Annotated in this window: 20 protein-coding genes; 11 read left to right on the top strand and 9 right to left on the bottom strand. The window is 69.1% G+C overall.

Annotation, left to right across the window (positions count from 1 at the left end):
• Nucleotides 1-65 precede the first annotated feature (65 nt).
• Together HNR28_RS07595 and HNR28_RS07590 are read left to right on the top strand one after the other, a co-directional pair.
• A complete protein-coding gene (locus HNR28_RS07595; protein ID WP_151025551.1) occupies nucleotides 66-1,022 on the top strand; it encodes a LysR family transcriptional regulator in 957 nt (318 codons plus the stop codon).
• A complete protein-coding gene (locus HNR28_RS07590) occupies nucleotides 1,004-1,642 on the top strand; it encodes a carbonic anhydrase (protein ID WP_151025552.1) in 639 nt (212 codons plus the stop codon). Before HNR28_RS07595 ends, HNR28_RS07590 begins: the two co-directional genes overlap by 19 nt.
• On the opposite strand, the gene HNR28_RS07585 is transcribed toward HNR28_RS07590, so the two are convergent.
• The 7 genes from HNR28_RS07585 to HNR28_RS07555 form a co-directional block, all read right to left on the bottom strand.
• Nucleotides 1,627-2,241 carry an NUDIX domain-containing protein gene (locus HNR28_RS07585; RefSeq protein WP_151025553.1) on the bottom strand — a complete coding sequence of 205 codons (615 nt, stop codon included), beginning with the start codon at nucleotides 2,239-2,241 and terminating at the stop codon, nucleotides 1,627-1,629. The genes HNR28_RS07590 and HNR28_RS07585 overlap by 16 nt on opposite strands.
• 190 nt (nucleotides 2,242-2,431) lie before the next feature.
• Complete coding sequence (locus HNR28_RS07580) at nucleotides 2,432-3,079, bottom strand: 3'-5' exonuclease (RefSeq protein ID WP_151024033.1); 648 nt, start codon at nucleotides 3,077-3,079, stop codon at nucleotides 2,432-2,434.
• Between the two features lie 166 nt (nucleotides 3,080-3,245).
• The gene (locus HNR28_RS07575) at nucleotides 3,246-5,291 is read right to left on the bottom strand and encodes a DUF294 nucleotidyltransferase-like domain-containing protein (RefSeq protein WP_148304876.1); all 2,046 of its coding nucleotides are present in this window, start codon (nucleotides 5,289-5,291) and stop codon (nucleotides 3,246-3,248) included.
• A 161-nt stretch (nucleotides 5,292-5,452) separates the two neighbouring features.
• The gene (locus tag HNR28_RS07570) at nucleotides 5,453-8,584 is read right to left on the bottom strand and encodes a bifunctional diguanylate cyclase/phosphodiesterase (RefSeq protein ID WP_151024032.1); all 3,132 of its coding nucleotides are present in this window, start codon (nucleotides 8,582-8,584) and stop codon (nucleotides 5,453-5,455) included.
• 92 nt (nucleotides 8,585-8,676) lie between these two features.
• Nucleotides 8,677-8,772: a TOBE domain-containing protein gene (locus tag HNR28_RS07565; RefSeq protein WP_184142694.1), complete on the bottom strand. Its 96-nt coding sequence runs from the start codon at nucleotides 8,770-8,772 to the stop codon at nucleotides 8,677-8,679.
• Nucleotides 8,769-9,581 (bottom strand): class I SAM-dependent methyltransferase, encoded by an 813-nt coding sequence (locus HNR28_RS07560; RefSeq protein WP_244978217.1) that lies wholly within the window; start codon nucleotides 9,579-9,581, stop codon nucleotides 8,769-8,771. The genes HNR28_RS07565 and HNR28_RS07560 overlap by 4 nt, the downstream gene beginning before the upstream one ends.
• Complete coding sequence (locus HNR28_RS07555) at nucleotides 9,578-10,117, bottom strand: DUF2478 domain-containing protein (protein WP_043680252.1); 540 nt, start codon at nucleotides 10,115-10,117, stop codon at nucleotides 9,578-9,580. Before HNR28_RS07555 ends, HNR28_RS07560 begins: the two co-directional genes overlap by 4 nt.
• 249 nt (nucleotides 10,118-10,366) lie before the next feature.
• Between HNR28_RS07555 and HNR28_RS07550 the strand changes: the two genes are divergently transcribed.
• A complete protein-coding gene (locus tag HNR28_RS07550; RefSeq protein WP_151024031.1) occupies nucleotides 10,367-10,885 on the top strand; it encodes a GAF domain-containing protein in 519 nt (172 codons plus the stop codon).
• Between the two features lie 45 nt (nucleotides 10,886-10,930).
• Here the strand turns inward: HNR28_RS07550 and HNR28_RS07545 are convergent, their stop codons facing one another.
• Entirely contained in the window at nucleotides 10,931-12,127 is a 1,197-nt protein-coding gene (locus HNR28_RS07545) for a fimbria/pilus outer membrane usher protein (protein WP_151024030.1), read from the bottom strand.
• A gap of 270 nt (nucleotides 12,128-12,397) precedes the next feature.
• On the opposite strand from HNR28_RS07545, the gene HNR28_RS07540 reads away from it, so the two are divergent.
• The 4 genes from HNR28_RS07540 (at nucleotide 12,398) to HNR28_RS07525 (ending at nucleotide 17,581) form a co-directional block, all read left to right on the top strand.
• On the top strand, nucleotides 12,398-14,863 hold the full coding sequence (locus HNR28_RS07540) for a ribonucleoside-diphosphate reductase subunit alpha (protein WP_170288424.1): 2,466 nt from the start codon (nucleotides 12,398-12,400) through the stop codon (nucleotides 14,861-14,863).
• Nucleotides 14,864-14,973: 110 nt separating this feature from the next.
• Nucleotides 14,974-16,092 (top strand): ribonucleotide-diphosphate reductase subunit beta, encoded by a 1,119-nt coding sequence (locus HNR28_RS07535; RefSeq protein WP_043680245.1) that lies wholly within the window; start codon nucleotides 14,974-14,976, stop codon nucleotides 16,090-16,092.
• A gap of 81 nt (nucleotides 16,093-16,173) precedes the next feature.
• Nucleotides 16,174-16,404, top strand: coding sequence for a glutaredoxin family protein (locus HNR28_RS07530; RefSeq protein ID WP_151024028.1), 231 nt, complete (start codon nucleotides 16,174-16,176; stop codon nucleotides 16,402-16,404).
• A 4-nt stretch (nucleotides 16,405-16,408) separates the two neighbouring features.
• Nucleotides 16,409-17,581, top strand: a complete 1,173-nt coding sequence (locus tag HNR28_RS07525) for a fumarylacetoacetate hydrolase family protein (protein ID WP_151024027.1) — start codon at nucleotides 16,409-16,411, stop codon at nucleotides 17,579-17,581.
• A 109-nt stretch (nucleotides 17,582-17,690) separates the two neighbouring features.
• Here HNR28_RS07525 and HNR28_RS07520 read toward each other — a convergent pair whose 3' ends face one another.
• Nucleotides 17,691-18,449: a FadR/GntR family transcriptional regulator gene (locus tag HNR28_RS07520; protein ID WP_151024026.1), complete on the bottom strand. Its 759-nt coding sequence runs from the start codon at nucleotides 18,447-18,449 to the stop codon at nucleotides 17,691-17,693.
• Between the two features lie 172 nt (nucleotides 18,450-18,621).
• Between HNR28_RS07520 and HNR28_RS07515 the strand changes: the two genes are divergently transcribed.
• From HNR28_RS07515 to HNR28_RS07500, 4 genes are read left to right on the top strand one after another with little or no spacing between them, the layout of a single operon-like run.
• Entirely contained in the window at nucleotides 18,622-19,305 is a 684-nt protein-coding gene (locus HNR28_RS07515) for an amino acid ABC transporter permease (RefSeq protein ID WP_043680236.1), read from the top strand.
• Nucleotides 19,306-19,315: 10 nt separating this feature from the next.
• Nucleotides 19,316-19,963, top strand: a complete 648-nt coding sequence (locus HNR28_RS07510; RefSeq protein WP_151024025.1) for an amino acid ABC transporter permease — start codon at nucleotides 19,316-19,318, stop codon at nucleotides 19,961-19,963.
• A gap of 31 nt (nucleotides 19,964-19,994) precedes the next feature.
• Entirely contained in the window at nucleotides 19,995-20,729 is a 735-nt protein-coding gene (locus tag HNR28_RS07505) for an amino acid ABC transporter ATP-binding protein (protein WP_151024024.1), read from the top strand.
• A 49-nt stretch (nucleotides 20,730-20,778) separates the two neighbouring features.
• A complete protein-coding gene (locus HNR28_RS07500) occupies nucleotides 20,779-21,603 on the top strand; it encodes a transporter substrate-binding domain-containing protein (protein ID WP_052355576.1) in 825 nt (274 codons plus the stop codon).
• Nucleotides 21,604-21,614 lie beyond the last annotated feature (11 nt).

The raw sequence follows: 21,614 nt of genomic DNA, 5'->3' as shown, positions 1-21,614 counted from the left end.
CTTGAAGTTTTCGTATGTTCTGTAAATTACATTTATAATATTGAACGGTTCTCTAAAACAGAACGATGGACATCAACCAGCTCAACTTCAAGCACCTGTTCTACTTCTGGCGCGTGGCCAAGCAGGGCTCCCTCACGCACGCGGCCGAGCAGATCCATACGTCCCAGTCGGCCCTCTCCACCCAGATACGGCAGCTGGAAAACCGCCTGGGCACGCCCCTGTTCGACCGCCAGGGCCGCCACCTGGAGCTCACCGCGACGGGTCAGCAGGTCTTCGCCTACGCCGAAAGCATCTTCGCGCTGGGCGAGCAGATGCTCGGCTGGCTCGAAGGCCGCGACGAAGGCGCGACCCGCGTGCGCGTGGGCAGCGTCTCGACCATGTCGCGCAACTTCCAGGTCAACTGGCTGCGCCCCCTGCTGCACGACCCGACGATCGTGCTGTCGGTGGATTCGGGTTCGCTGGAGACGCTGGTGGAACGCCTGCTGCGCCACCAGCTGGACGTGGTGCTGGCCAACGAGCCGGTGCCGTCCGACCCCACCCGCCCCACGTCCTCGCGCTTCCTCGGCAGCCAGGTCATCTCGCTGGTCGGCCGGGCCGACCGCTGGTCGGGCACCGCGCTGCGCGTTCCGGAAGACCTGGACGGGGTCGAGATGGCCATGCCCAGCGTGCGCCACGGCGTGCGCCTGCAGTTCGACGCCCTGTGCTTTTCGGCCGGGGTGCAGCCGCGGCTGCGCGCCGAGATCGACGACATGACGATGCTGCGCCTGATCGCGCGCGACAGCGGCTGGATCACGGTGCTGCCGGAAGTGGTCGTGCAGGACGAACTGCACTCGGGCGAGCTGGTGCACGTCGGCCAGTCCTCGCAGCTGACCGAACACTTCTACGCCATCACGGTGCGCCACGGCCACCTGGCGGGCCCGCTCAGCCGGCTGCTGTCGCGCGAGGCGGCCGGAGACATCTTCACCGACGCATCCGACCCCATTCAACCCACAAGGAACTCATCGTGCTCCCTCGACGACTGACCGACGGCTACCGCTCCTTCCTGCACGGCCGGCTCGCCACCGAACGCGCGCGCTACCTCGAACTGGCCGAAAAGGGCCAGCACCCGGACATCATGGTGATCAGCTGCGGCGATTCGCGCGTGGCGCCGGAAACCATCTTCGACGCGGGCCCGGGCGAGATGTTCGTGGTGCGCAACATCGCCGGCATCGTCCCGCCCTGCGACGAGGATCCGGAAACCGCCTTCCACGGCACCAGCGCCTGCGTCGAGTTCGGCGTCAACGCCCTGGAGGTCGGCCACATCGTGATCATGGGCCACGCCAGCTGCGGCGGCGTGTCCGCCTACGCCAACCAGGCCGCGCCCCTGTCCAAGCGCGACTTCATCGGCAAGTGGATGTCCCAGATCAGGCCCGTGGCCGAGGCGGTCGGCCCCCGCACGGACGACTACGCCGACTGGATCCGCCGGATGGAATGGGGCGTGGTCGAATACAGCATGCGCAACCTGATGACCTTCCCCGCCGTGCGCGAACGCGTCGAGGCCGGCACGCTCGCCATCCACGGCGCGTATTTCGGCGTCGCCACGGGCGTATTGTTCATCCGCAACCCGGAGACCGGCCGCTTCGAGCCCTACGCCGAATCCTGATCTCCCGGGCCGGCATCCGGAGTCCGGTGCCAGTCCAGCGTCCAGCGGCCGCTGCGCACGTTCTGCAGCCACAGCAGGCAGGTCAGGGTCTTGGCGTCGGTGGCCGCGCCATCGCGGCAGGCGTCGAGCAGGGCCTCGTCGGACGAGGTGCCGACGTCCAGGAACTCGTCCGCGTCCAGGTCCCGCTCGCCGGCCTTCAGGCCGCGGGCGAAGAACACGTGGATGACTTCGGTGGAATAGGCGATGGCCAGGTGCATCCGCCCGGCAAGCGCCCATTCCTCCGCGGCGTAGCCGGTTTCCTCGCGCAGTTCGCGCCGGGCGCAGACCCAGGGGTCCTCGCCCGGATCGAGCTTGCCGGCCGGGAACTCCGTCATGATGCGGCCCACGGGGTAGCGGAACTGGCGCTCGACCAGGACGTGGCGCTCGTCCAGCAGGGGAATCACCACCACCGCCCCGGGATGCACGATGTATTCGCGCGTCGAGACGCTGCCATCGGGCATGCGCACCGTGTCGCGGCGCGCCTTCAGGAAATTGCCCTCGCACAGGGGCTCGCTGCGGATCAGGGTCTCGGTCAGGTTCGTATCGGAATCGTCGGTCATGTCGGAAAGGCGGGTCGTATCGGAAGGAAGGGTCGTATCGGGAAGGTCGATCATCGGGCGCCAGCCGGCCAAGGCCGGCATGGGCCGGAACGGCGGATCACGGCGGGCCGTCCGAAGGTGTGCCGTCCTGGAACGGGCCCGCATCTTTCATCATACGGCGTCATGCGGCGCGGCGCGGACGCGCGCCGGCTCAGAAGACCGGCCCGCCCGGCCCCATCCGGCCGGCCCGCCAGTCCCGCGCCGCCGCGGCCAGCTTGCCCCAGGTGCGCAGGCCCTGCCGCTGCGCGCGGCGCAGCGCCACCAGGGCGAGTTCCGCCGTCAGCATGGCATCGGCCACCGCCGCGTGCCGGGCCGGCGCGGCCAGCCCGAACGCCGCCGCCCACTCGTCCAGCCCCGCATGCGGACCGGCCCGGTCGGGGAACAGCATCGGCGCCAGCACCGCCAGGTCCAGCACCTCGCCGTCCCAGCGCAGTCCCAGGTGCGCCTTCAGGGCGCGCGCCAGCAGCGCGCGGTCGAAGCCGGCATGGAAGGCCAGCCACACCGCGTCGCCGGCGAAATCCAGCAGGCCGGACAGCGCGTCCCGCGGCGCCACGCCGCGCTCCAGGTCGGCGCGCGTCAGGCCATGGAACAGCCGCCCCGCGAGCCCCAGCGGACCCGTCGCGCGCACGACGCGGGCGTACTGGCGGCCCAGCGGGATCGCCAGGTCCTCGATGCGGACCGCGCCGATGGACAGGATGCGGTCCCGCCGGGGATCCAGGCCGCTGGCCTCCAGGTCGAAGACGACGGCCGGCTGGCTGCGGAAGTCGCGCGCGCGCCAGGCCTCGCGCCTCATCCACATCGCCGCCTCCGGCGCACGGCCGCGCGGTCTGCCCGAAGCCGGAGCACGCCGTCTCCGTTCGCCACGCCGTCCTGGTTCGCCATGCGGCCCCCGTCCTCCACGCTGTCCTCATTCGCCATGCGGCCTCCATTCACCACGCTGCTCCCGCTCACCACGCCGTCCTCCTTCACAGGCGGTAGCTGTAGCGCAGCAGCTTCTGCAGGTCGGCGGCCTGGCGCAGGGCCTCGCGCAGGATGCGCCGGTCCAGGGCGTTGAGCGAACCCGGCAGGACGTGGTTGGACGGGGCCTCGCCGGCATGGATGCGCGCCTGGTGCTGCCGCAGCCGCAGCAGCTGCAGGTAGCGGTAGGATTCGACGTAGGCGCCCACGTCGCGCCCGCTCAGCACGCCGCGCTCGGCCAGCGCCTGCAGGCGCCCCACCGTGGAAGTCTCGGCGATGCCGGCGGCCAGGGCGAAGACCCGGGCGGCATCCACGAAGGGCGTGAGCGCCTGCGTCTTCAGGTCGAAGCCCGAGGCGCCCGCCTTCCAGGCGCCGCCCGCGATCTCGAACAGGCCGCCCGACGGCGGCTGGTTGCGCAGGGCCGTCTCGGCCAGCATCCGCTGGAACTGGGGAGAATCGGCCACCTGCTCCAGCAGGAACCGGCTCAGCGCCGCGAAGCCGTTGTCCTCGCCCCACAGCAGCCGCAGGTCGAAGCAGATCACCGCCTGGAGCAGGTGCTCGGGCGTGGGCTGCCGGATGATGTCGGCGAACCAGCGTTCCCATTCGCGCGCCGCCAGGCGCAGGGCCGGATTGCTGGCCATGACCCTGCCGCGGCACAGCGGCAGGCCGCAGCGGTCCAGGTCCTGGTTGATCGTCTCGGCCAGCGGCCGCAGCGCTTCGCGCCGTTCCTGCGCCTCGGCGTCGCTCGCCGCCTGGAACAGCATGCCGTTGTCCTGGTCCGTCAGCAGCGTCTGCTCGCGCCGGCCCTCGCTGCCGAAGGCCAGCCAGGCGAACGGCACGCCCGGATCGCCGACGTCGCGCAGCGCCAGCTCGATCACGCGATGCGTGGTGTGGTCGTTCATCTGGGCGATCAGGCGCATCACCTGCAGCGCATCGACGCCGTGCGCCAGCATGCCCGAGATCGCCCGGGCCAGGTCCGTGCGCAGCCCGGCCAGGGTCTCGGCGTCCTCGGCCTGGCGCATGGCCCGCGCCAGGTGCACGATGCCGATCCGCTGCAGGGCGAACAGGTCGCGCTCGGACACCACGCCGGCCAGGACGCCGGCCTGCGCGATGCACAGGTGGCCGATGCGATGGCGCGTCATCAGCAGGATGGCCTCGAAGGCCATGGCGTCGGGCGGCAGGCAGACCGGATGGCGGGTCATGAATTCCCCGATGGGGGCGTCCAGCCGGATCGCGCCGGCCGCGACCTCGCGGCGCAGGTCGCGCAGAGTGAAGATGCCCACGGGACGGCGCTGTTCGTCCGTGACGACGATGCTGCCCACCCGCCGCTCGTGCATCCGCTGCACCGCCCGGGACAGCGGCAGATCCGGCGTACAGGCCACCGGGTCGCGCGCCATGAGCGAGCCCAGCGCCTGGTCGAAGACATAGCCCTCGCCCTGGACCGCCGCGGCCTCCTGCCGCGTGCGCTGGTGCAGCCGCCCGAGCAGGCTGCCCGCGCCGCGCAGGGCGTAGGCGCGGAAGGGCTCGGACCATTCCAGGGCCTCGACGAAATCGGGCCGGTCCACCTGCAGGCAGAAGGTGTCCTGCAGGGCGCGGTAGCGCGTGCGGGTGGGGCGATGCTCCAGCAGGGCGGCCACCGGAAAGGCGTCGGCCGGCCCCAGGACGAAGCCGCCGCCCGGATCGGCGCCCGCGGCGGACTTCCCCGCCGCGCCGGCCCCGGCATCCGGACCCGTCTCTGTACCGGCACCGGCACCCGTACCCGCACCTGTATCTGTACCGGCACCCGCAGTCGCACCGGCAGCGCCGTCCGGGCCGGGCCGGCGGCCTTCGACCGCGCCCTGGCGGATCAGGTACCACGCATCGGCGGGCCCGTCGTCCGGGGACGCGATCTCCTGCCCCGCCTCGAAGAACCGCAGCCGCATCCGCTCGACCAGCCGGCGCACGTGCCCCGGCTCCATCTGGTCGAAGGGCGGATATTCCCGCAGGAACCGCATCAGTCCCTGCACGTTCTGGTTCACGGCATCCCGGTCGGCCGCATCCGCTCTGTCTGACATGGAAACTGACATGGAAACGCTCCCGCGCCCGTCTTCGATATTTCATTCATACCACGTTTCCCGGGAGCGCCAGTCGACCCGCATCAAGACATGGGCGGGTCCCGCCGGGACATGGACGGGCCCCGCCGCGGCCGCCGCGCGCGGCGCCGGCGGCCGCGCGGTCAGCGGCCGCGCAGCCAGGCCTCGGCGCTGGACTCGGGCGCCGGATGGCCGATGAAGTAGCCCTGGCCGACGTCGCAGCCCATGTTCCACAGCAGGTCCAGCGTTTCCTGCGTCTCGATGCCCTCGGCGATCACCATCAGGCCCAGGGTGTGGCTCATCTCGATGATGGAGCGCACGATGGCGCGCATGTCGGCATCGGCGGCCATGCCGGCCACGAAGGACTGGTCGATCTTCAGCGCGTCGACGGGCAGCCGGTTCAGGTAGGCGAACGAGGAATAGCCGGTGCCGAAATCGTCGATCGACAGCCGCACGCCCAGGGCGTGCAGGGCGTGCAGGGTGTCCAGCGCCCGGGTGGGGTCGGCCATGATGGCGCTTTCGGTGACTTCGAGCTCCAGCAGCGCGGGGTCCAGCCCGTGGCGCAGCAGGGCGTCCCTGATCTGGCTGGGGAAATGGCCGTCGAGCAGGTTGCGGGCGGACACGTTCACGGCCATGCCGACGCCGGGATGGACGGCCTGCAGCCGGGAGCAGCAGGCCACCGCCTGGTCCACGACCCAGAGGGTGAAGGGATGGATCAGGTCGCTGACCTCGATGATGGGGATGAACCGGCCCGGCGGGATCAGGCCCCGTTCCGGGTGCATCCAGCGGGTCAGCGCCTCGAAACCCATCGGCGAGCCCGAGGCCCGCAGGCCGTCGTTCAGGAAGACCTTGGGCTGCAGATGCAGCAGGAACTGGCCCTGCGCCAGCGCCGTGCGCAGTTCCCCGCGCAGCAGCAGGTGGTCGTGCACGCTGGCGCGGTCCTGGGGATTGAACACGGCGATCCCCAGGCCGTCGCGCTTGGCGCGGCGCATCGCGGTGTCGGCGCAGCGGACCAGCTCGTCCGGATCGCGCGCATGGCCGGGATGCACGGCCAGGCCGAAGCTGCAGCTGATGCGGATCTGCAGGTCGTTCAGCGCGAACGGATCGCGCAGCGCGGCGAGCAGCACGTGGACCTGCTCCTGCGCCAGGTGTTCGTCGCCCGTGTCGAGCAGGAAGGCGAATTCGTCGCTGCCCAGCCGGGCCAGCATGCACGCCGGGCCCAGCAGCCCCTGCAGCCGCTGCGCGACCGCCTGGAGCAGCCGGTCGCCCGCGTCGTGCCCGAGCGCCTCGTTGACCTCCTTGAAGCCGTCCAGATTGGACATGACCAGGGTCCAGGGCGCCTCGGGGGCCTGTTCCGAGCGCGCCTGCAGGCGCCGCAGGATGTCGCCGCGGTTCAGCAGCCCCGTCAGGGGATCGTGGGTGGCCTGGTAGGCCAGCGCCCGCTGCTGCGCGCGGCGTTCGCTGATGTCCAGGAACGTCACCAGGCAGAACTCCAGCCGGCCGTCCTGCAGGATCGGATAGGACCAGTATTCCGCCGGGAAGCAGGTGCCGTCGCGGCGCCACAGGACCTCGTCGTCCACGTGGATCCCCTTGCCCTCCCGCAGGGCCAGGTGCATGCGGCATTCCTCCAGCGGATAGGGGCTGCCGTCCTCGTGCCGGTCATGGATCAGGCTGTGGAAGTGCTGGCCCACCAGCTGGTCGGGGTGGTCGTACCCCAGCAGGTGCGAACAGGCCTGGTTGGCGAAGATGCAGCAGCCGCTCGCATCCAGCCCGTAGATGGCTTCCGCCGTGACGTCCATCAGCTGGCTGATGAGGCGCTCGCGTTCCTTCAGCCCGCGGCTCAGCGTCTCGCGCTCGGTCAGGTCGCGGATGACCAGCACGTGGGCCAGCTGGCCGGTGAACATCAGCGACAGGCTGCGGACCTCGACGAACAGCGGCTGCCCGTCGCGGCGGCGGTGGCGCTCGTAGGAAAAGGCGGTGTCCGGCTGGTGTTCGAGCACCTCGATGCGCAGGTCGTCGAGGCCCAGGCGCAGGAAGTGGTCCCGGCCGTAGCCGTAGCGGCGCATCGCCTCGTCGTTGACGGCCAGGAAGCGGCCGCTGTCCAGGCTCAGCACCATCATCGGATTGGGGCTGCCCTCGAACAGCAGCCGGTAGCTCTGCTCGGACTGGGCCAGGGAGCGCTGGTACGACTGCAGGGCATCGGCCATGTCGTCGAACTGCTGGCCGATCTCCCGCAGGTCGCGCCCCTGCAGCCGGTCGGCCACGCGCCCGGAGAAGTCCTGCGACGCCAGCCGCCGCACGGCCCCGCGCAGGTGCTCCAGGCTGCGCCCGGCCGCCAGCTGCATCAGGTTCCAGGCCGCCAGCACCGCCACGCACAGCAGCAGCGCGACGATGAACATCCCGACCCACAGGGCGCGGCGGGCCTCGCCGTAGAGCACCGATTCCGGCACCTCGTAGCGCACCGACAGGCCGTGCGGATCGCCCCGCGGGCCGGCCGTCATGGACATCGTGACCCAGCGGCGGCCGTCGGCGTCCAGGTGGGTGCCGCGCACCAGCCCGTCCTCGTGGGGCGGATGCGGATCGAGCCGCTCGCCCAGGTGGCTGGTGTCGCCCGGCACGCGCTGCAGCACGTGCCCCTCGCGGTCCAGGATCCACAGGCGCCCGCCCGGCAGCAGGTCGGGAATGGCCGCGCCGGCCCGCAGGTAGCCGAGGTTCATGCCGCCGAAGACCACCCCGCCGTTGGCGCCGGAATCGCCCGGCACGCGCACCGCCAGGACCAGCGTGGGCAGGTTGGACATGCGCCCGATGATGAAGCCGCCCAGCGTGACCTCGGCCTGCTCGATGGCCTTGCGGAAATAGGGCCGGTCGCCCAGGTAGACGCCGTTGGGATCGGGGTCGGGCAGGCCCGAGCAGACCTGGTAGCCGCGCGCGTCGGTCACGCCCAGGTTCAGGTAGCGCGGCAGGCGCGCCAGCAGCGACGCCAGGTAGCCGCGGCATTCGGCCCAGCGCTCGTGGCGCAGGATGGGGGAGTTCGCCAGGGTGTGGAGCACGTCGCTGGCGTCGTTGATCAGCGCCCGGTCGTAGGCCGCCGTGACGCTGACCAGGTTTTCGGCCGCGCGCTCGCTGCCGGCCGCCAGGCCGCGGTACTGATGCCAGACGTAATAGCCCAGCCCGCAGAGGAGCGGCACGATGACCGCCAGCACCGCCAGGAACAGGCGCGCCCTGAGGCTGTCGAGCAATCCTGTGCGGGGACCCGTGCCGCGAGATTCGGACAATCCGTGCCTCCCTGCGTGTCATGTCCGGCGCCAGGAGTAGTGCCGAAAGGAGGAAATATACACGGAACCGGCGGGAATCGACCCGCCGAAAATCAGCCCGGCACGCCGACGATGACGCTGGAGGCCTTGAAGATCGCCCGCACGGATTCGCCCACGGCCAGGCCCAGGTTGCGCGCGCTTTTTTTCATGCCGTTTTCTCCCAATGGATGAAGGCCCACCGCATCGGCGCCCCGCCCCGGGCCGCGCGCGCGGGGTCGGCATCATGCCAGGCGCGCAGGCGGGCCAGCTCCTGCTCGCCCAGGTCCGGATAGGTCCAGGACACCCGCGCGGCGAAGGCCTCGAACGAGGCCGTCCCCGCCAGGCGGCTGGGCACTTCGATATAGTCCACGCGGGGATGGATGCCCTTGCGGTGCAGCAGGTTGAGGACGTAGATGTAGTCCGGAAACCCCTGGTGGCCGCGCCCCACGATGTCCGCGACGGCGGGATCCATGAAATGCCCGCCCACCAGATGCGTCAGGTAGACGCGCAGGCGGGCATGGGCCGACAGCTTGTCCAGCGCGGCATCCAGGTCGGCCACGTTGGAGGCGCGCGAGGCCACGGCGATGTCGCAGACCGGCACGTCGGACCAGTCGTCCTCCCAGGCGCGATGGATCGCCGCGACGTTGCCGGCGCCCTGCCGCGCGGCCTGCTCACGCAGGGCGTCGAGCATGGCCGTGCTGTAGTCCAGGCCGTAGACGCGCTCCAGGCGCCCGGCCAGCGGCAGGCAGATGGTGCCGGGGCCGCAGCCCACGTCCAGCAGCGTGCGCGCGCCGCTCAGGTCCATGCGCGAGAGGAATTCGCCGGCATAGCCGCTCGTACCGGCCAGGGGCATGCCGTTCTTCCTGACCCGGGCGTCCCACTCGCCCGCCTGCTTCGGCGGACGGCCGCTGCGGGCCATGTGATTGCGGTACAGCCGGGCGAAATCCAGGTCCTCGATCGTCAAGGCGTCGTCATTCATGCCATCATCCATCGGTTCCGCGCGGGCATCGCGCACACCCGCGCGCCCCATTCGTTCAACAGATCGGCATCCACGGGCAGCTCCACGCCCAGGCCGCCGGTGAAGTGCCGCCAGTCCTCCAGGAATTCCCCGGCGACGATGGTCAGCACCGGAATGCTCTCGGCCATCAGGGCGAGGAACTCCGCGGCGAAACCGCCGCCGCCCGCTTCCTGGCGGCCATATCGGCTCACGACCACCAGGTCCGGGCGGTCATTCCCGGCCACGCGCAGCGCGGCGCTGGCCGCCGCCAGCCGGAAGACGTCCAGGCAGCACGCCCGGGATCCCGCGCCCAGGTCCTGGAAAATCTCGAAGGACTCGCCGGTCCGGACGTCGCGCAGGCGCCGCCGGGACCGGCCCGCCTCCTCGCCGCCCGGCTCCGTCACGAGGCCGCGCACGTCCAGCCCCGCGCGGGACTGGCGCTCGGCGAAGGCGCGCATCAACGCATCGGCCCCGTCCTCGTGGTCATGGACGATGGCGGCGATCGGCAGCGTGATCATGGGCGGTTCTCCTGGCGTCGGATCCGGCGGCGACAGGCGCCATGCCGCGCCGCCGACATTGTCATGCGGAGATCGGACACGCGGCCTTGATGCCGCGCAAACGTCCCCCGGCCCAGCATAAGCCAGTCGGGCACACATTCGCTATATATACAAGATTATAACGATCATCATGCCGCGGTCCGGCCGGCGGCCGGCCCGCAACGGCCGCCCTACAATGGGATTTCCTCAGACCGTCTCCTGGAATGCCCGATGTTCACATTCGCTCCCCGCGCCTACGCCAGCAAGGCGGAACACTACGCCGACCTCGCCGCCCAGGCGCGCGGCCTGATCGCGGGGGAACCCGACCTGATCGCCAACGCGGCCAATTTCAGCGCGCTGGTGTTCGACAGCCTGCCGCAGCTGAACTGGGCGGGCTTCTACCTGTACGACGGCACGGAACTCGTCGTCGGTCCTTTCCAGGGCAAGCCCGCCTGCATCCGCATCGCCCTGGGCGCGGGCGTCTGCGGCACGGCCGCGAGCACCCGGAGGACCCAGGTCGTCCGCGACGTCAGCCGGTTCTCCGGGCACATCCCCTGCGATTCCGCCTCGCAATCGGAAATCGTCGTGCCGCTGGTGCGCGCGGACGGATCGCTGCTGGGCGTCTGGGACGTGGACAGCCCCGTCACGGACCGCTTCGACGAGGACGACCGGCGCGGGATGGAAGCCCTGTGCCGGGTCTTCATGAACCACGTGGATGAGGCCGGACACCGATCAGTCCCTGCGGACTGATCGGTGCCGGACGAATCAGAGCCGCCTGCAAGCGGCGCCGCCGCCCTACCAGTCCAGCGGCAGCGAGAACCGCGCGCCCAGGCCGTAGTCCCCGGACGTCAGGTTGCGGTTGGTTTCCAGGCGCACCCGCAGGTACGGACCGTAGCGGAAGCCGTGCGCCAGCCCGACCCGCTCGTCCAGCCCGCCGCCCGCCGTGTCCAGCCGCCGCTCGAACGAGCCGCTGAACGAACCCCAGCGGCCCGCCGCCAGGTCCAGCTGCCACTGGTTGCTGACGCAGTCGCAGCCGGGGTCGCCGCCGTACGCGGCCAGGTCCGCATAGCCCCCGCCCTGCCGCGCATTCACCCAGGACAGGTCCCAGCCCGGCAGCAGGCCCAGGGTATAGCCCAGCTGCCGGCGCCAGCCCTCGGCCAGCGGCTGGCGCGAGCCGGACACGCCGAACCGCCAGGCGCCCGCGCCGCCCATGGAATAATCGCCCCCCAGCCCCAGCGCCGTCAGGCCCTGGGCGCTCTGCAGCCGCGAGGCCAGGATCAGGTCGCGGTCCGGTGCGTAGCGCGTGGTCGCATCGAGCGCGACCGGTCCGTAGGCCAGGTCGCCCTCGGCGGGCGTGCGGCCGGTGTCCACGGCGCCGAGCGCCACCGCGTAGTCCCACGACCCGGCCGGCAGGCGCCCCTGGGAGACGGAGCGGGCCACGCCCACCCCCGCGAGGCGCACGGGCCGCCCCCAGTCCGGCGCGCCCGTGGCCGTGCTGCCCAGCGTCACGCCATAGCCGGCGGAACTGCGATAGCGCCAGTTCCGCGCGCCCAGGGTCCAGGCGTCCAGGCCGCCGGAGGCGAGCGGTCCGAATCCGCCGGACGGCCCCGCGCCGGCCGCCGGATCGGCGGCCGAGCCGAACCAGCGCAGGCGGAAGCATCCCTCCACCTCGCCGCTTGCAAGCGGCCCGGATTCGCCAGGCACGTCACAGTCCGCAAGGACTGTCCCGTATCCGGGCTCATCCAGGAACAGCAGGTCGTAGCGCAGCCCGGGGACGGCGACCGCCCCGGACGCATCCGGCACGTCCGCCTCGGCCGCGTCGGAGGGGACGTCGGACGGGACGTCGCGGGGCACGTCGGGGACGGCATAGCGCTGGGGGGCCAGGTCGATGAGCGCCGCATCCGGGTCGGCCGCCTGCCAGGCCCGGGCCGGCGCGAGGCTGGCGCCGCCCAGCAGGGCCGACACGGCCAGCAGCCGGACGATTCCATTCATGGGATGACACGCAGGATCGCCGGGCCGCGCGGGCCCGGGCGATGAAATCCAGGGATCGCGCGGCGCGAAAACCGCCGCGAAATCCCCCAAAGCGCTCCAGGGTATCACGACGCGGGGGGCCGCCGAAACCCTCAAAATGTTTCAACGGACGAATTTGAAACCGCGCTTGCCTACACCATATATTGTGTTTATCATTTCCAGCCGCACTACATGTAGAAAATCAAAGGGGTCTTCTGCAGGAGAACCCCAAGCCACCAAGGACTGCCGGCCGTGATCAAGAACATCGTCAAGCGTGATGGACGCATCGAACCCTACATCCCCAGCAAGCTCAACGGCTGGGGCCGCTGGGCCGCCGCCAACCTGGGCCACAAGGTCGACTGGAGCAGCATCGTGCTGCAGGCCGTCAGCACCATGCCCGAGACGGTCTCCACCGCCGATCTGCAGGAAAAGCTGATCCAGAACTGCCTGGACAAGGGCACCTGGTCCTACTACCTGATGGCGGGCCGGCTGTACGCGTCCCACCTGCACAAGATCATCCACGGCCCCGCCATCCCCACCGTCAAGGCCCTGCACGACCGCATGGTGGCCGACGGGGTGATGGTGCGCCTGGACTACACCGACGCCGAATACGCCGAGATCGAGTCCTTCATCGACCACGAGCAGGACTACGACACGCCGCACTTCTCGCTGCACTACATCCGCAAGAAGTACAGCCTGCAGAACCGCGTCACCCGGCAGGAATACGAAACGCAGCAGTTCGTCTACATGCGCATGGCCATGGCGCTGTCGGAAAACGAGCCCGCCGAGCGCCGGATCGACCTGGTGCGGCGCTTCTACACCGAATTCTCCGCCAAGCGGATCTCCGCCCCCACGCCCAACTACGTCAACCTGGGCACCAAACTGCGCGGCTTCGCCTCGTGCTGCCTGTACGTGGTGGACGACAACGAGGCGTCCCTGGCCATCGGCGACCACATCGCCTACCGCATGACCGCGGCCTCGGCCGGGATCGGCAGCCACCTGATCACCCGCAGCAAGGGCGACCCGGTGCGCGGCGGCCTGATCCAGCACCAGGGCAAGCTGCCCTACCTGGCCTCGCTGGGCAAGGCGGTGCACGCCAACATGCAGGCCGGGCGCGGCGGCGCCTGCACCACCTACTATTCCGGCTTCGACCCCGAGGCCGAGGTCATCGCCTACCTGCGCAACCCGCGCAGCACCGAGGACCGCAAGAACCGCGACCTGCACTACGCACTGGTCACCAACAAGCTCTTCGCCGAAAAGGTCGCCCGCAACGAGGAAGCCTTCTCGTTCAACGTGCGCACCGCGCCCGAGCTCACCCGGCTGTTCTTCGGCCCCGACTCGGCCGCCTTCAAGCGCGAATACGAGCGCCTGGAGCGCGACCCCTCCTTCAAGAAGGAAACCTTCAAGCCGCGCGACCTGATCCTGACCTCGCTGAACGAGGCGCTGGAGACCGGCGTGGCCTACCTGGCCAACATCGACGAGATGAACCGCCACACGCCCTTCAAGGAACCCATCCATTCCAGCAACCTGTGCCTGGAGATCTGCGAGCCCAACCGTCCCTACCAGGACATGCGCGACCTGTATTCCGACCGGGAAGTGGGCCACATCACCGTCGAGCTCGCCGACGGAACGACGCAGACCTTCGACTTCAACGCGCCGCTGACCGTCGCGGTCGCCGACTCCACCCTGCCGCGCGTCATCTTCGCCGGCGAACTGAAGGCGGGCGACGACATCCTGTCCGACGAGCCGGGCAAGGGCGGCCGGGTCGCCCGCGTGGTCGAGACCCACGAAGAACCCGAGATCGCCCTGTGCTCCCTGGGCGCCATCGCCTACGACGCCATCGGCGAGGACGACGACGAGACCTACCAGGAGGCGATGTACCTGACGTTGAAGATGATCGACTACTGCATCCTCAACTCGCACTACGTGCTGCCCCACGTGGCCGTGACCGCCAAGGCCCGCATGAACGCCGGCGTGGGCCTGATGGGCGTGGCCACCCACATGGCCCGCAAGGGCCTGCGCTACGACACCGACGAGGGCCGCGAGGAACTGCACCGCATCGCCGAACGCCACATGTACCACGCCATCCGGGCCTCGCTGCGCATCAGCAAGGAACGCGGCGTCGCGCCCTGGATGCACAAGACCCGCTGGCCCGACGGCTGGCTGCCGATCGACACCTACAACCGCAACGTCGACGAGCTGGGCGACTTCCACAACCGCTACGACTGGGAAGCCCTGCGCACCGAGATCATGCAGAACGGCGGCATCGCCCATTCCTGCCTGGTGGCGTACATGCCGGGAGAATCGTCCTCCAAGGCGCTGGGCAAGCCCAACTCGCTCTATCCCGTGCGCGACGTCACGCTGAACAAGACCGACGGCTCGGTCACGATCCGCTGGGCCGCGCCCGACAGCGACAACCCGGCCTACTTCTACCAGTCGGCCTGGGACATTTCCGAAGTCGACATGATCAAGGCCTACGCGGTGTTCCAGAAATTCACCGACCAGGGGATCTCCGCCGACCTGTGGCGCCGGATCAAAGACGACGACAAGGTCTCCAGCCGCGAACTGCTCACCCACTACTTCGCCATGGTGAAGTACGGCATGAAGACCCGCTACTACTACAACTCCAACGTGGCCTCGGACAAGACGCTGGACAACGCCGGCAGCATCCACGACGGCGTGGAAGAAAAAGTCGTCTGCGAAAGCTGCACGATGTAGGCTCTTCCGCGACATCAGGGCCGCCCGCGCCGCACGGCCCGCACGACCCCCGGCCCCGAACGACCGTTCCGGGGCCTCCGACCGCCCCCTACCCCTGGCACGACCCGAAAATGACCCAAGAAGCCCTGCCCACCAAGATCTTCAACACCGACAAGTCCGACTACGCCTTCCCGGAAATCATCCTGGGCCAGGACCTGGGCCTGTTCGACACGATCAACAAGTTCTATCCCGAGATCTGGAAGCTCTACAAGACGCTGAAGAACCAGGACTGGGACGAGAACGAGTTCGACTATTCCACCTGCAACGTGCAGTTCAAGACCTGCGACCGCCACACCTACGACATGATGGTCAAGACCCTGGCGTGGCAATGGGAGGCCGACAGCGTCGCCTCGCGCTCCATCGCCGCCGTGCTGGCCCCGGTCTGCACCAGCAGCGAGGCCTGGTCCGGCTGGGTGGAGATCACCAAGAACGAGATCGTCCACGCCGCCACGTATTCCGAGATCGTCCGCAACAGCTTCGACAATCCCGACGACATCCTCAACGAGATCCTCTCGGTCAAGGAGGCCATCAGCCGCCTGCGCGTCGTCAGCGAGGTCTTCAACCGCGCCTTCGAGGTCAGCTACGACTACGCCCGCGGCCAGCGCGAGAACGACCAGGAAACCTACAACGCCATCTACCTGTTCATCGTCGCCGTGCTGTGCATGGAGCGCATCCAGTTCCTTGCCTCGTTCGCCGTCACCTTCGGCATCTGCGACGGCACGGGCCTGTTCCAGCCCATCGGCAAGGCGGTCCAGAAGATCGCCCAGGACGAATTCGAGGTCCACGTCCAGTACGGCAAGGAAGTCCTGCGCGCCATGGTCAAGACCGAGCGCGGCCGCACCGCCTTCGAGCAATGCCGCGACAAGATCGTCCAGATGATCGACGAGGTCACCGCCAGCGAGGTCGAATGGACCGACTACGCCTTCTCCGAAGGCCGCGAGCTCACCGGCGTGACCTGCCAGATGATGAAGGACTGGGTCCATTTCAGCGCCACCGACGTGGCCCGCTTCTTCAACGTCCAGGACCGGGTGTCCTTCCCGATCGTCACCGAGAACCCGCTGAAATACATGGAAAGCTGGCTCAACATGAGCAAGGTCCAGGCCTCCAACCAGGAAGAGGACACCGCCCAGTACAAGGTCGGCGTGATGAAGCGCGACGACGAGAACGAAGTGTTCGACGTGGATTTCTGAATCCGCCGCACCCGCTGGATTCCCCGGACCCGCGCCTCCGCCCCCCACTCTCTCAACCCCCACGACCCAAAAGGATCCGACATGGCCATCACCGTCTATTCAAAGCCCAACTGCCCGCAATGCGAACTCACCAAGCGCGACATGGACATCCTGGGCATCGAATACGAGACCGTGGACCTGACCCAGCGCCAGGACGAGCTCGAACGCCTGATCGGCCTGGGCCACCGCGGCGCCCCCGTGGTGGAAACCGAGCACGGCTCCTGGTCGGGCTACGACCAGGAGAAGATCAAGGGGCTGGTCTCGTACGCCTGATCCCATGCACGACACGCACGGCACTTCCGCGCTGCTTCCGTCCGATGCCGGACAGGCCCTGCTGATCGGACGCATCCATGACCCGCGCGACCAGGGCCCCAGCGTGGTCGCCCTCCGGAACGGCGTCCTGGTCGATCTGACCCATCGGTTCCCCACGGTCTCCGAACTGCTGAACCAGGACGACCCGGCCGCGGCCGTGGGGCGGGCGGCCCCCGCCCGCTGGTCGTTCGACGCGGTGGCGCGCGCCACCCTCGCCGGCGACCGGGACGCGCCGCGCTTCGTGGCGCCCTGCGATCTCCAGGTCATCAAGGCCTGCGGCGTCACGTTCGCCGACAGCATGCTCGAACGCGTCATCGAGGAAAAGGCGGGCGGCAATCCCCAGGACGCCGCCCGCATCCGCGACGGGATCGGCCAGGCGATCGGCGCGGCCATCTCCAGCATCCGTCCCGGTTCCCGGGAAGCCGAGGAAGCGCGCCGGTACCTGGTCCGGGAAGGCCTGTGGTCGCAATACCTGGAAGTCGGCATCGGCCCGGACGCCGAAGTCTTCACCAAGGCCCCGGTGCTGTCGGCCGTGGGCAGCGGCGAGGCGATCGGCATCCTGAAGGCCTCGCAGTGGAACAATCCGGAACCCGAACTGGTCCTGGCGGTGGACGCCGCGGGCCGGATCCGCGGCGCCACGCTGGGCAACGACGTGAACCTGCGGGACATCGAAGGCCGCAGCGCCCTGCTGCTGGGCAAGGCCAAGGACAACAACGCCTCGTGCGCCATCGGTCCCTTCATCCGGCTGTTCGACGCGCGCTTCACCCTGGACGACGCCCGCCGGCTCGAAATCCGCCTGAACGTGACCGGCGAGGACGGCTTCGTCCTGGACGGCCACAGCTCCATCCGCCGGATCAGCCGCGACCTGGCGGACCTGGTGGCCCAGACCTGCGGCCGGCATCACCAGTATCCGGACGGCTTCATGCTGTTCACCGGCACCCTGTTCGCCCCCACCGAGGACCGCGACGCGCCCGGCCAGGGCTTCACCCACAAGCCGGGCGACGTCGTGCGCATCGGTTCGCCCCGGCTGGGAACGCTGATCAACCGCGTCACCTACAGCGAAGAGGCGCCGCCCTGGACGGGCGGCATCGCCTGGCTGATGCGCAACCTGGCGCGGCGCGGCCTGCTGTCGGCCTGAAGTCCCGCCGCCCCTCGATGCGGGCGGCCGGTGATCTGGCTCGTCTCGCAGCCCAGGCCGATCAGCGGGCTGGATCGATGGGCCGGGCGCGGCGGGCCCGGCCGGGGCGCTAGCCGATCACGGCCATCAGGCGCGCATGGGCCCGCGTCAGGTGCCGGTACATGGCGGCCTGGGCCTGCAGCGGGTCGCGGGCCGCCACGGCATCGTAGATTTCCTGGTGCTCCTGCACGGCGTCCAGCCAGACCGATTCGGTGTCGAACAGGCGGTGCATGGAGCCGCCGATCGGGGTGTAGCGCTGGTCGAACAGCTCTTCGAGCGTCTGGATCAGCAGGCGGTTGCGGGTCGTGGAGGACAGGGTGACGTGGAACAGGCGGTCGGCGTCGGCCAGGGGCTTGTCCCCGGTGCGGTCGCGCGTGCCGACCGCCCGGCGCATGGCCTCGACGCTGGCGCCCAGCGTCTTGATCTGCTCCCGGGTGATGAAGCGCGCCGCGTGCGCGGCCACCCCGCCTTCGAGGAAATACCGGGTCTGGCTCACGTCCTGCGGACTGTGGCCCATCGGCGCGACGTCGTGGTCGATGCCCGGCACCCGCGCGCCCGCCTCGACATCCTCCGTCGGCACGTCGCGCTTCAGGTAGATGCCCGAGCCCACCCGGATCTCGATCTCGCCCTGCAGTTCCAGCACGATCAGGGCCTCGCGCAGGCTGGGCCGGGAGATCCGGAGATGCTGCGCGAGTTCGCGCTCCGACGGCAGGCGCGCGCCCGCCGGAAGGTCCATCCGGCGGATTTCCCGGCGCAGCGCATCGGCCACCTGCATGTAACCCCGCGTGCGGTCCACCACGTGGATCGAAACGTCCGCTGCTTTTTCCATGAGGGATCTCCGCTGCCCCGGCGCACTCCGCCGGCGGCCCCATTTTATCTGGTCTGACCGGTAATACAAAAATCAGGGAAATCCATAACTGGTTTTACCGGTCAGTCCTTTTAGACTAGAAACAGCCATCGAAACCCTTCCCCGGCCGCCCGCCGGCCAGCGAGGCCCGAGCATGACCTATCAATTCGATTTCGGCGCGGTGCTGCAGTACTGGCCCCTGTTCCTCCAGGGGGTGGAAACCACGCTCCTGATGTCGTTCTGGTCCACCGTGGCCGGCTTCGTCATGGGCGTGGGCTGCGCCGTCGCCCGCAGCTCCGGCGGGCCGCTGCTGCGGCGGGCCGTGGGCGCCTACGTCGAAGTCATCCGCAACACGCCCCTCATCATCCAGAGCTACTTCCTGATCTTCGGCCTGTCCAGCGTCGGCTTCACCCTGTCGATCCTGACCGGCGCCATCCTGGCCCTGGTGATCAACATCACCGCCTACACCTGCGAGATCGTGCGCGCCGGGATCGAATCCGTCCCGCGCAGCCAGCGCGAGGCCGGCGAGTGCCTGGGCCTGTCCCCCTTCCAGGTCTACTGGCACATCATCCTCGTGCCGGCGCTGGAGCGCGTCTACCCCGCCCTGACCAGCCAGTTCGTGCTGCTGATGCTGGTGACCAGCCTGCTCTCGGCCGTGGGCACGGAAGACCTGTTCGGCATCTCGGGCAACGTCCAGGCGCTCACCTTCCGCAACTTCGAGGTCTTCATCGTGCTGTGGGCGGTGTACCTGGCCATGTCGGCGCTGGTGCGCGGCGCCTTCGCGCTGGCCGGCAAGTTCCTGTTCGTGCGCAAGCGCAAGCTCGGCACCCTGCTCTGAAGGCCCCGCCATGAACCACGAACAAGTCCTGTATCTGCTCGCCGGCGCCTGGGGCACCGTGCTGCTGTCGGTCCTGACCTTCGCCTGCTCGGCCCTGCTGGGCCTGGCCGTCGCCCTGATGCGCGTGTCCGGCAGCCGGGCCGTCAAGGGCGCCGCCTTCGGCTACATCAACGTCATCCAGGGCACGCCGCTGCTGGTGATCATGGGCATCTGCTTCTACGGCCCCTCGATCCTCGGCGCCGCGGAGACCTCGCCGCTGTTCGCCGCCGTCCTGGCCCTGACGGTCCACGCGGCCGCGTTCCTCGGGGAAATCTGGCGCGGCTGCATCGAGTCCGTGCCGCGCAACCAATGGGAAGCCGCCGAATGCCTGGGGCTGAACCGCGTCCAGCGCATGTTCAAGGTCATCCTGCCGCAGGCCTTCAAGATCGCCGTGCCGCCCACGGTGGGCTTCATGGTCCAGATCGTCAAGAACACCTCGTTCGCGTCCCTGGTCATCGGTTTCGCCGAACTGTCCTACAACGCCAAGATCCTCAACAACTCGACCTTCAAGCCCTTCCTCTACTTCGGCGCGGCGGCGGTCCTGTATTTCCTCATCTGCTACCCCCTGTCCTGGTACAGCCTGCGCCTCGAACGCAGGCTGACCATCGCGCGCAACTGAGAGTCCGGATTCCCGGCCAAGGAGTTTCTTCATGACGGAAGTCGTACGCCTCAGCAACGTCCACAAGCGGTTCGGCGGCAACCACGTCCTCAAAGGCATCGACCTCAGCATCCGCAAGGGCGAGATCGTGGCCATCATCGGCCAGAGCGGTTCGGGAAAAAGCACCGCCCTGCGCTGCATGGACCACCTGGAAATCATCGACGAAGGCGAAATCACGGTCTGCGGCCATACCTTCGGCAAGGGCATCTCCAGCACCGACCTGAAACAGCTGCGCCAGGACGTGGGGATCGTGTTCCAGAGCTACAACCTGTTTCCCCACCTGACGGTCGAGCGGAACATCACGCTCGCGCCCCGCTCGGTGCGCAAGCTGCCGGCCGAGCAGGCGCGGAAGATCGCCGCCGACGTGCTCGCCCAGGTCGGGCTGAGCGACAAGGCCGGCTGCTACCCCGAGCAGCTGTCCGGCGGGCAGCAGCAGCGCGTGGCCATCGCCCGCTCGCTCGCCATGGACCCGCAGCTCATGCTGTTCGACGAAGTGACCTCGGCGCTGGACCCGCAGCTCACCGGCGAGGTGCTGCGGGTCATCGAGAAGCTCGCCGCGGGCGGGATGACCATGGTGCTGGTCACCCACGAAATGGCCTTCGCCATGAAGCTCGCCCACCGGGTGATCTTCATGCACGAGGGCAGGATCCACGAACAGGGCGGCGCGGACATCCTGCGCAACCCCCAGACCGCCGAATTGCGGCAGTTCGTCAGCAACGGGCTCTGACCGGCCCAGGCGCCAGGATGGCGCCGACCATTCCCACAGGAGACACATCATGATCACCTCATTCCCCCCGAACCGCGGCATGGCCGCCCTGGCCCTGGGCGCCGCCGCGCTGCTTGCGGCCGCCGCGCCGGCGCACGCCAACACGCTGGAACAGGTCCAGCAGCAGAAGACGCTGCGCGTCGCCATCGACCTCAACGCGCCGCCCTACGGCATGAAGGACGCCAGCCTCAAGGAAACCGGCTCGGACGTCGAGACCGCGCAGCTGCTGGCCAAGGATCTGGGCGTGCGGCTCGAGATCGTGCCCACCACCCAGGCCAACCGCATCCCGTTCCTGCTCACCAACAAGGCCGACGTGGTGATCTCCAGCCTGACGATCACGCCGCAGCGCCAGGAGGTCGTCGATTTCACCATTCCCTACGCGGCCATCCAGTCCGTCATCGCCGCGCCGGAAAGCGAAGCCATCTCGTCGATGAAGGACCTGGCCGGCAAGACCGTGATGACCGCGCGCGGCACGACCAACGACGCCAACGTCACCAGGCTCGCGCCCGCCGGCACGAACATCGTGCGCTTCGAGAACGACGCCACCGCCATGACCGCCGTCACCAGCGGCCGGGGCAACATCTATTCCGGGGCGCCGGCCATCATCGCCTCGCTGAACAAGCAGCTGGCCGAAAACGGCAAGCCGCCGCTGGTCACCAAGGTCGTCATGGCGACTTCCATGCTGGGCATCGGCGTGGCGAAGAACAACCCGCAGCTCCTGGAAAAAATGAACGAGCTGATCCGCAAGACCCTGAAGAGCGGCGAGCTGAACGCCATCTACAGGAAATACCACGGCGCCGATCTGCCGGCCGAGATCGTGGCCGAAGGCAAATGAGGCGGACCGGA

It is taken from the genome of Castellaniella defragrans (genome assembly GCF_014203015.1).
In the GTDB taxonomy this organism is placed as follows: domain Bacteria; phylum Pseudomonadota; class Gammaproteobacteria; order Burkholderiales; family Burkholderiaceae_B; genus Castellaniella; species Castellaniella defragrans.
Note: the sequence above shows the minus strand (reverse complement) of the source record. Positions and strands in the feature narration are given on the sequence as shown.

Coding starts and splice junctions, on each gene's coding strand:
- HNR28_RS07595 (WP_151025551.1), top strand. CDS start 66: ATGGACATCAACCAGCTCAACTTCAAGCACCTGTTCTACTTCTGGCGC.
- HNR28_RS07585 (WP_151025553.1), bottom strand. CDS start 2,241: ATGACCGACGATTCCGATACGAACCTGACCGAGACCCTGATCCGCAGC.
- HNR28_RS07580 (WP_151024033.1), bottom strand. CDS start 3,079: ATGTGGATGAGGCGCGAGGCCTGGCGCGCGCGCGACTTCCGCAGCCAG.
- HNR28_RS07575 (WP_148304876.1), bottom strand. CDS start 5,291: ATGTCAGACAGAGCGGATGCGGCCGACCGGGATGCCGTGAACCAGAAC.
- HNR28_RS07565 (WP_184142694.1), bottom strand. CDS start 8,772: ATGAAAAAAAGCGCGCGCAACCTGGGCCTGGCCGTGGGCGAATCCGTG.
- HNR28_RS07560 (WP_244978217.1), bottom strand. CDS start 9,581: ATGAATGACGACGCCTTGACGATCGAGGACCTGGATTTCGCCCGGCTG.
- HNR28_RS07555 (WP_043680252.1), bottom strand. CDS start 10,117: ATGATCACGCTGCCGATCGCCGCCATCGTCCATGACCACGAGGACGGG.
- HNR28_RS07550 (WP_151024031.1), top strand. CDS start 10,367: ATGTTCACATTCGCTCCCCGCGCCTACGCCAGCAAGGCGGAACACTAC.
- HNR28_RS07545 (WP_151024030.1), bottom strand. CDS start 12,127: ATGAATGGAATCGTCCGGCTGCTGGCCGTGTCGGCCCTGCTGGGCGGC.
- HNR28_RS07535 (WP_043680245.1), top strand. CDS start 14,974: ATGACCCAAGAAGCCCTGCCCACCAAGATCTTCAACACCGACAAGTCC.
- HNR28_RS07530 (WP_151024028.1), top strand. CDS start 16,174: ATGGCCATCACCGTCTATTCAAAGCCCAACTGCCCGCAATGCGAACTC.
- HNR28_RS07525 (WP_151024027.1), top strand. CDS start 16,409: ATGCACGACACGCACGGCACTTCCGCGCTGCTTCCGTCCGATGCCGGA.
- HNR28_RS07520 (WP_151024026.1), bottom strand. CDS start 18,449: ATGGAAAAAGCAGCGGACGTTTCGATCCACGTGGTGGACCGCACGCGG.
- HNR28_RS07515 (WP_043680236.1), top strand. CDS start 18,622: ATGACCTATCAATTCGATTTCGGCGCGGTGCTGCAGTACTGGCCCCTG.
- HNR28_RS07510 (WP_151024025.1), top strand. CDS start 19,316: ATGAACCACGAACAAGTCCTGTATCTGCTCGCCGGCGCCTGGGGCACC.
- HNR28_RS07505 (WP_151024024.1), top strand. CDS start 19,995: ATGACGGAAGTCGTACGCCTCAGCAACGTCCACAAGCGGTTCGGCGGC.
- HNR28_RS07500 (WP_052355576.1), top strand. CDS start 20,779: ATGATCACCTCATTCCCCCCGAACCGCGGCATGGCCGCCCTGGCCCTG.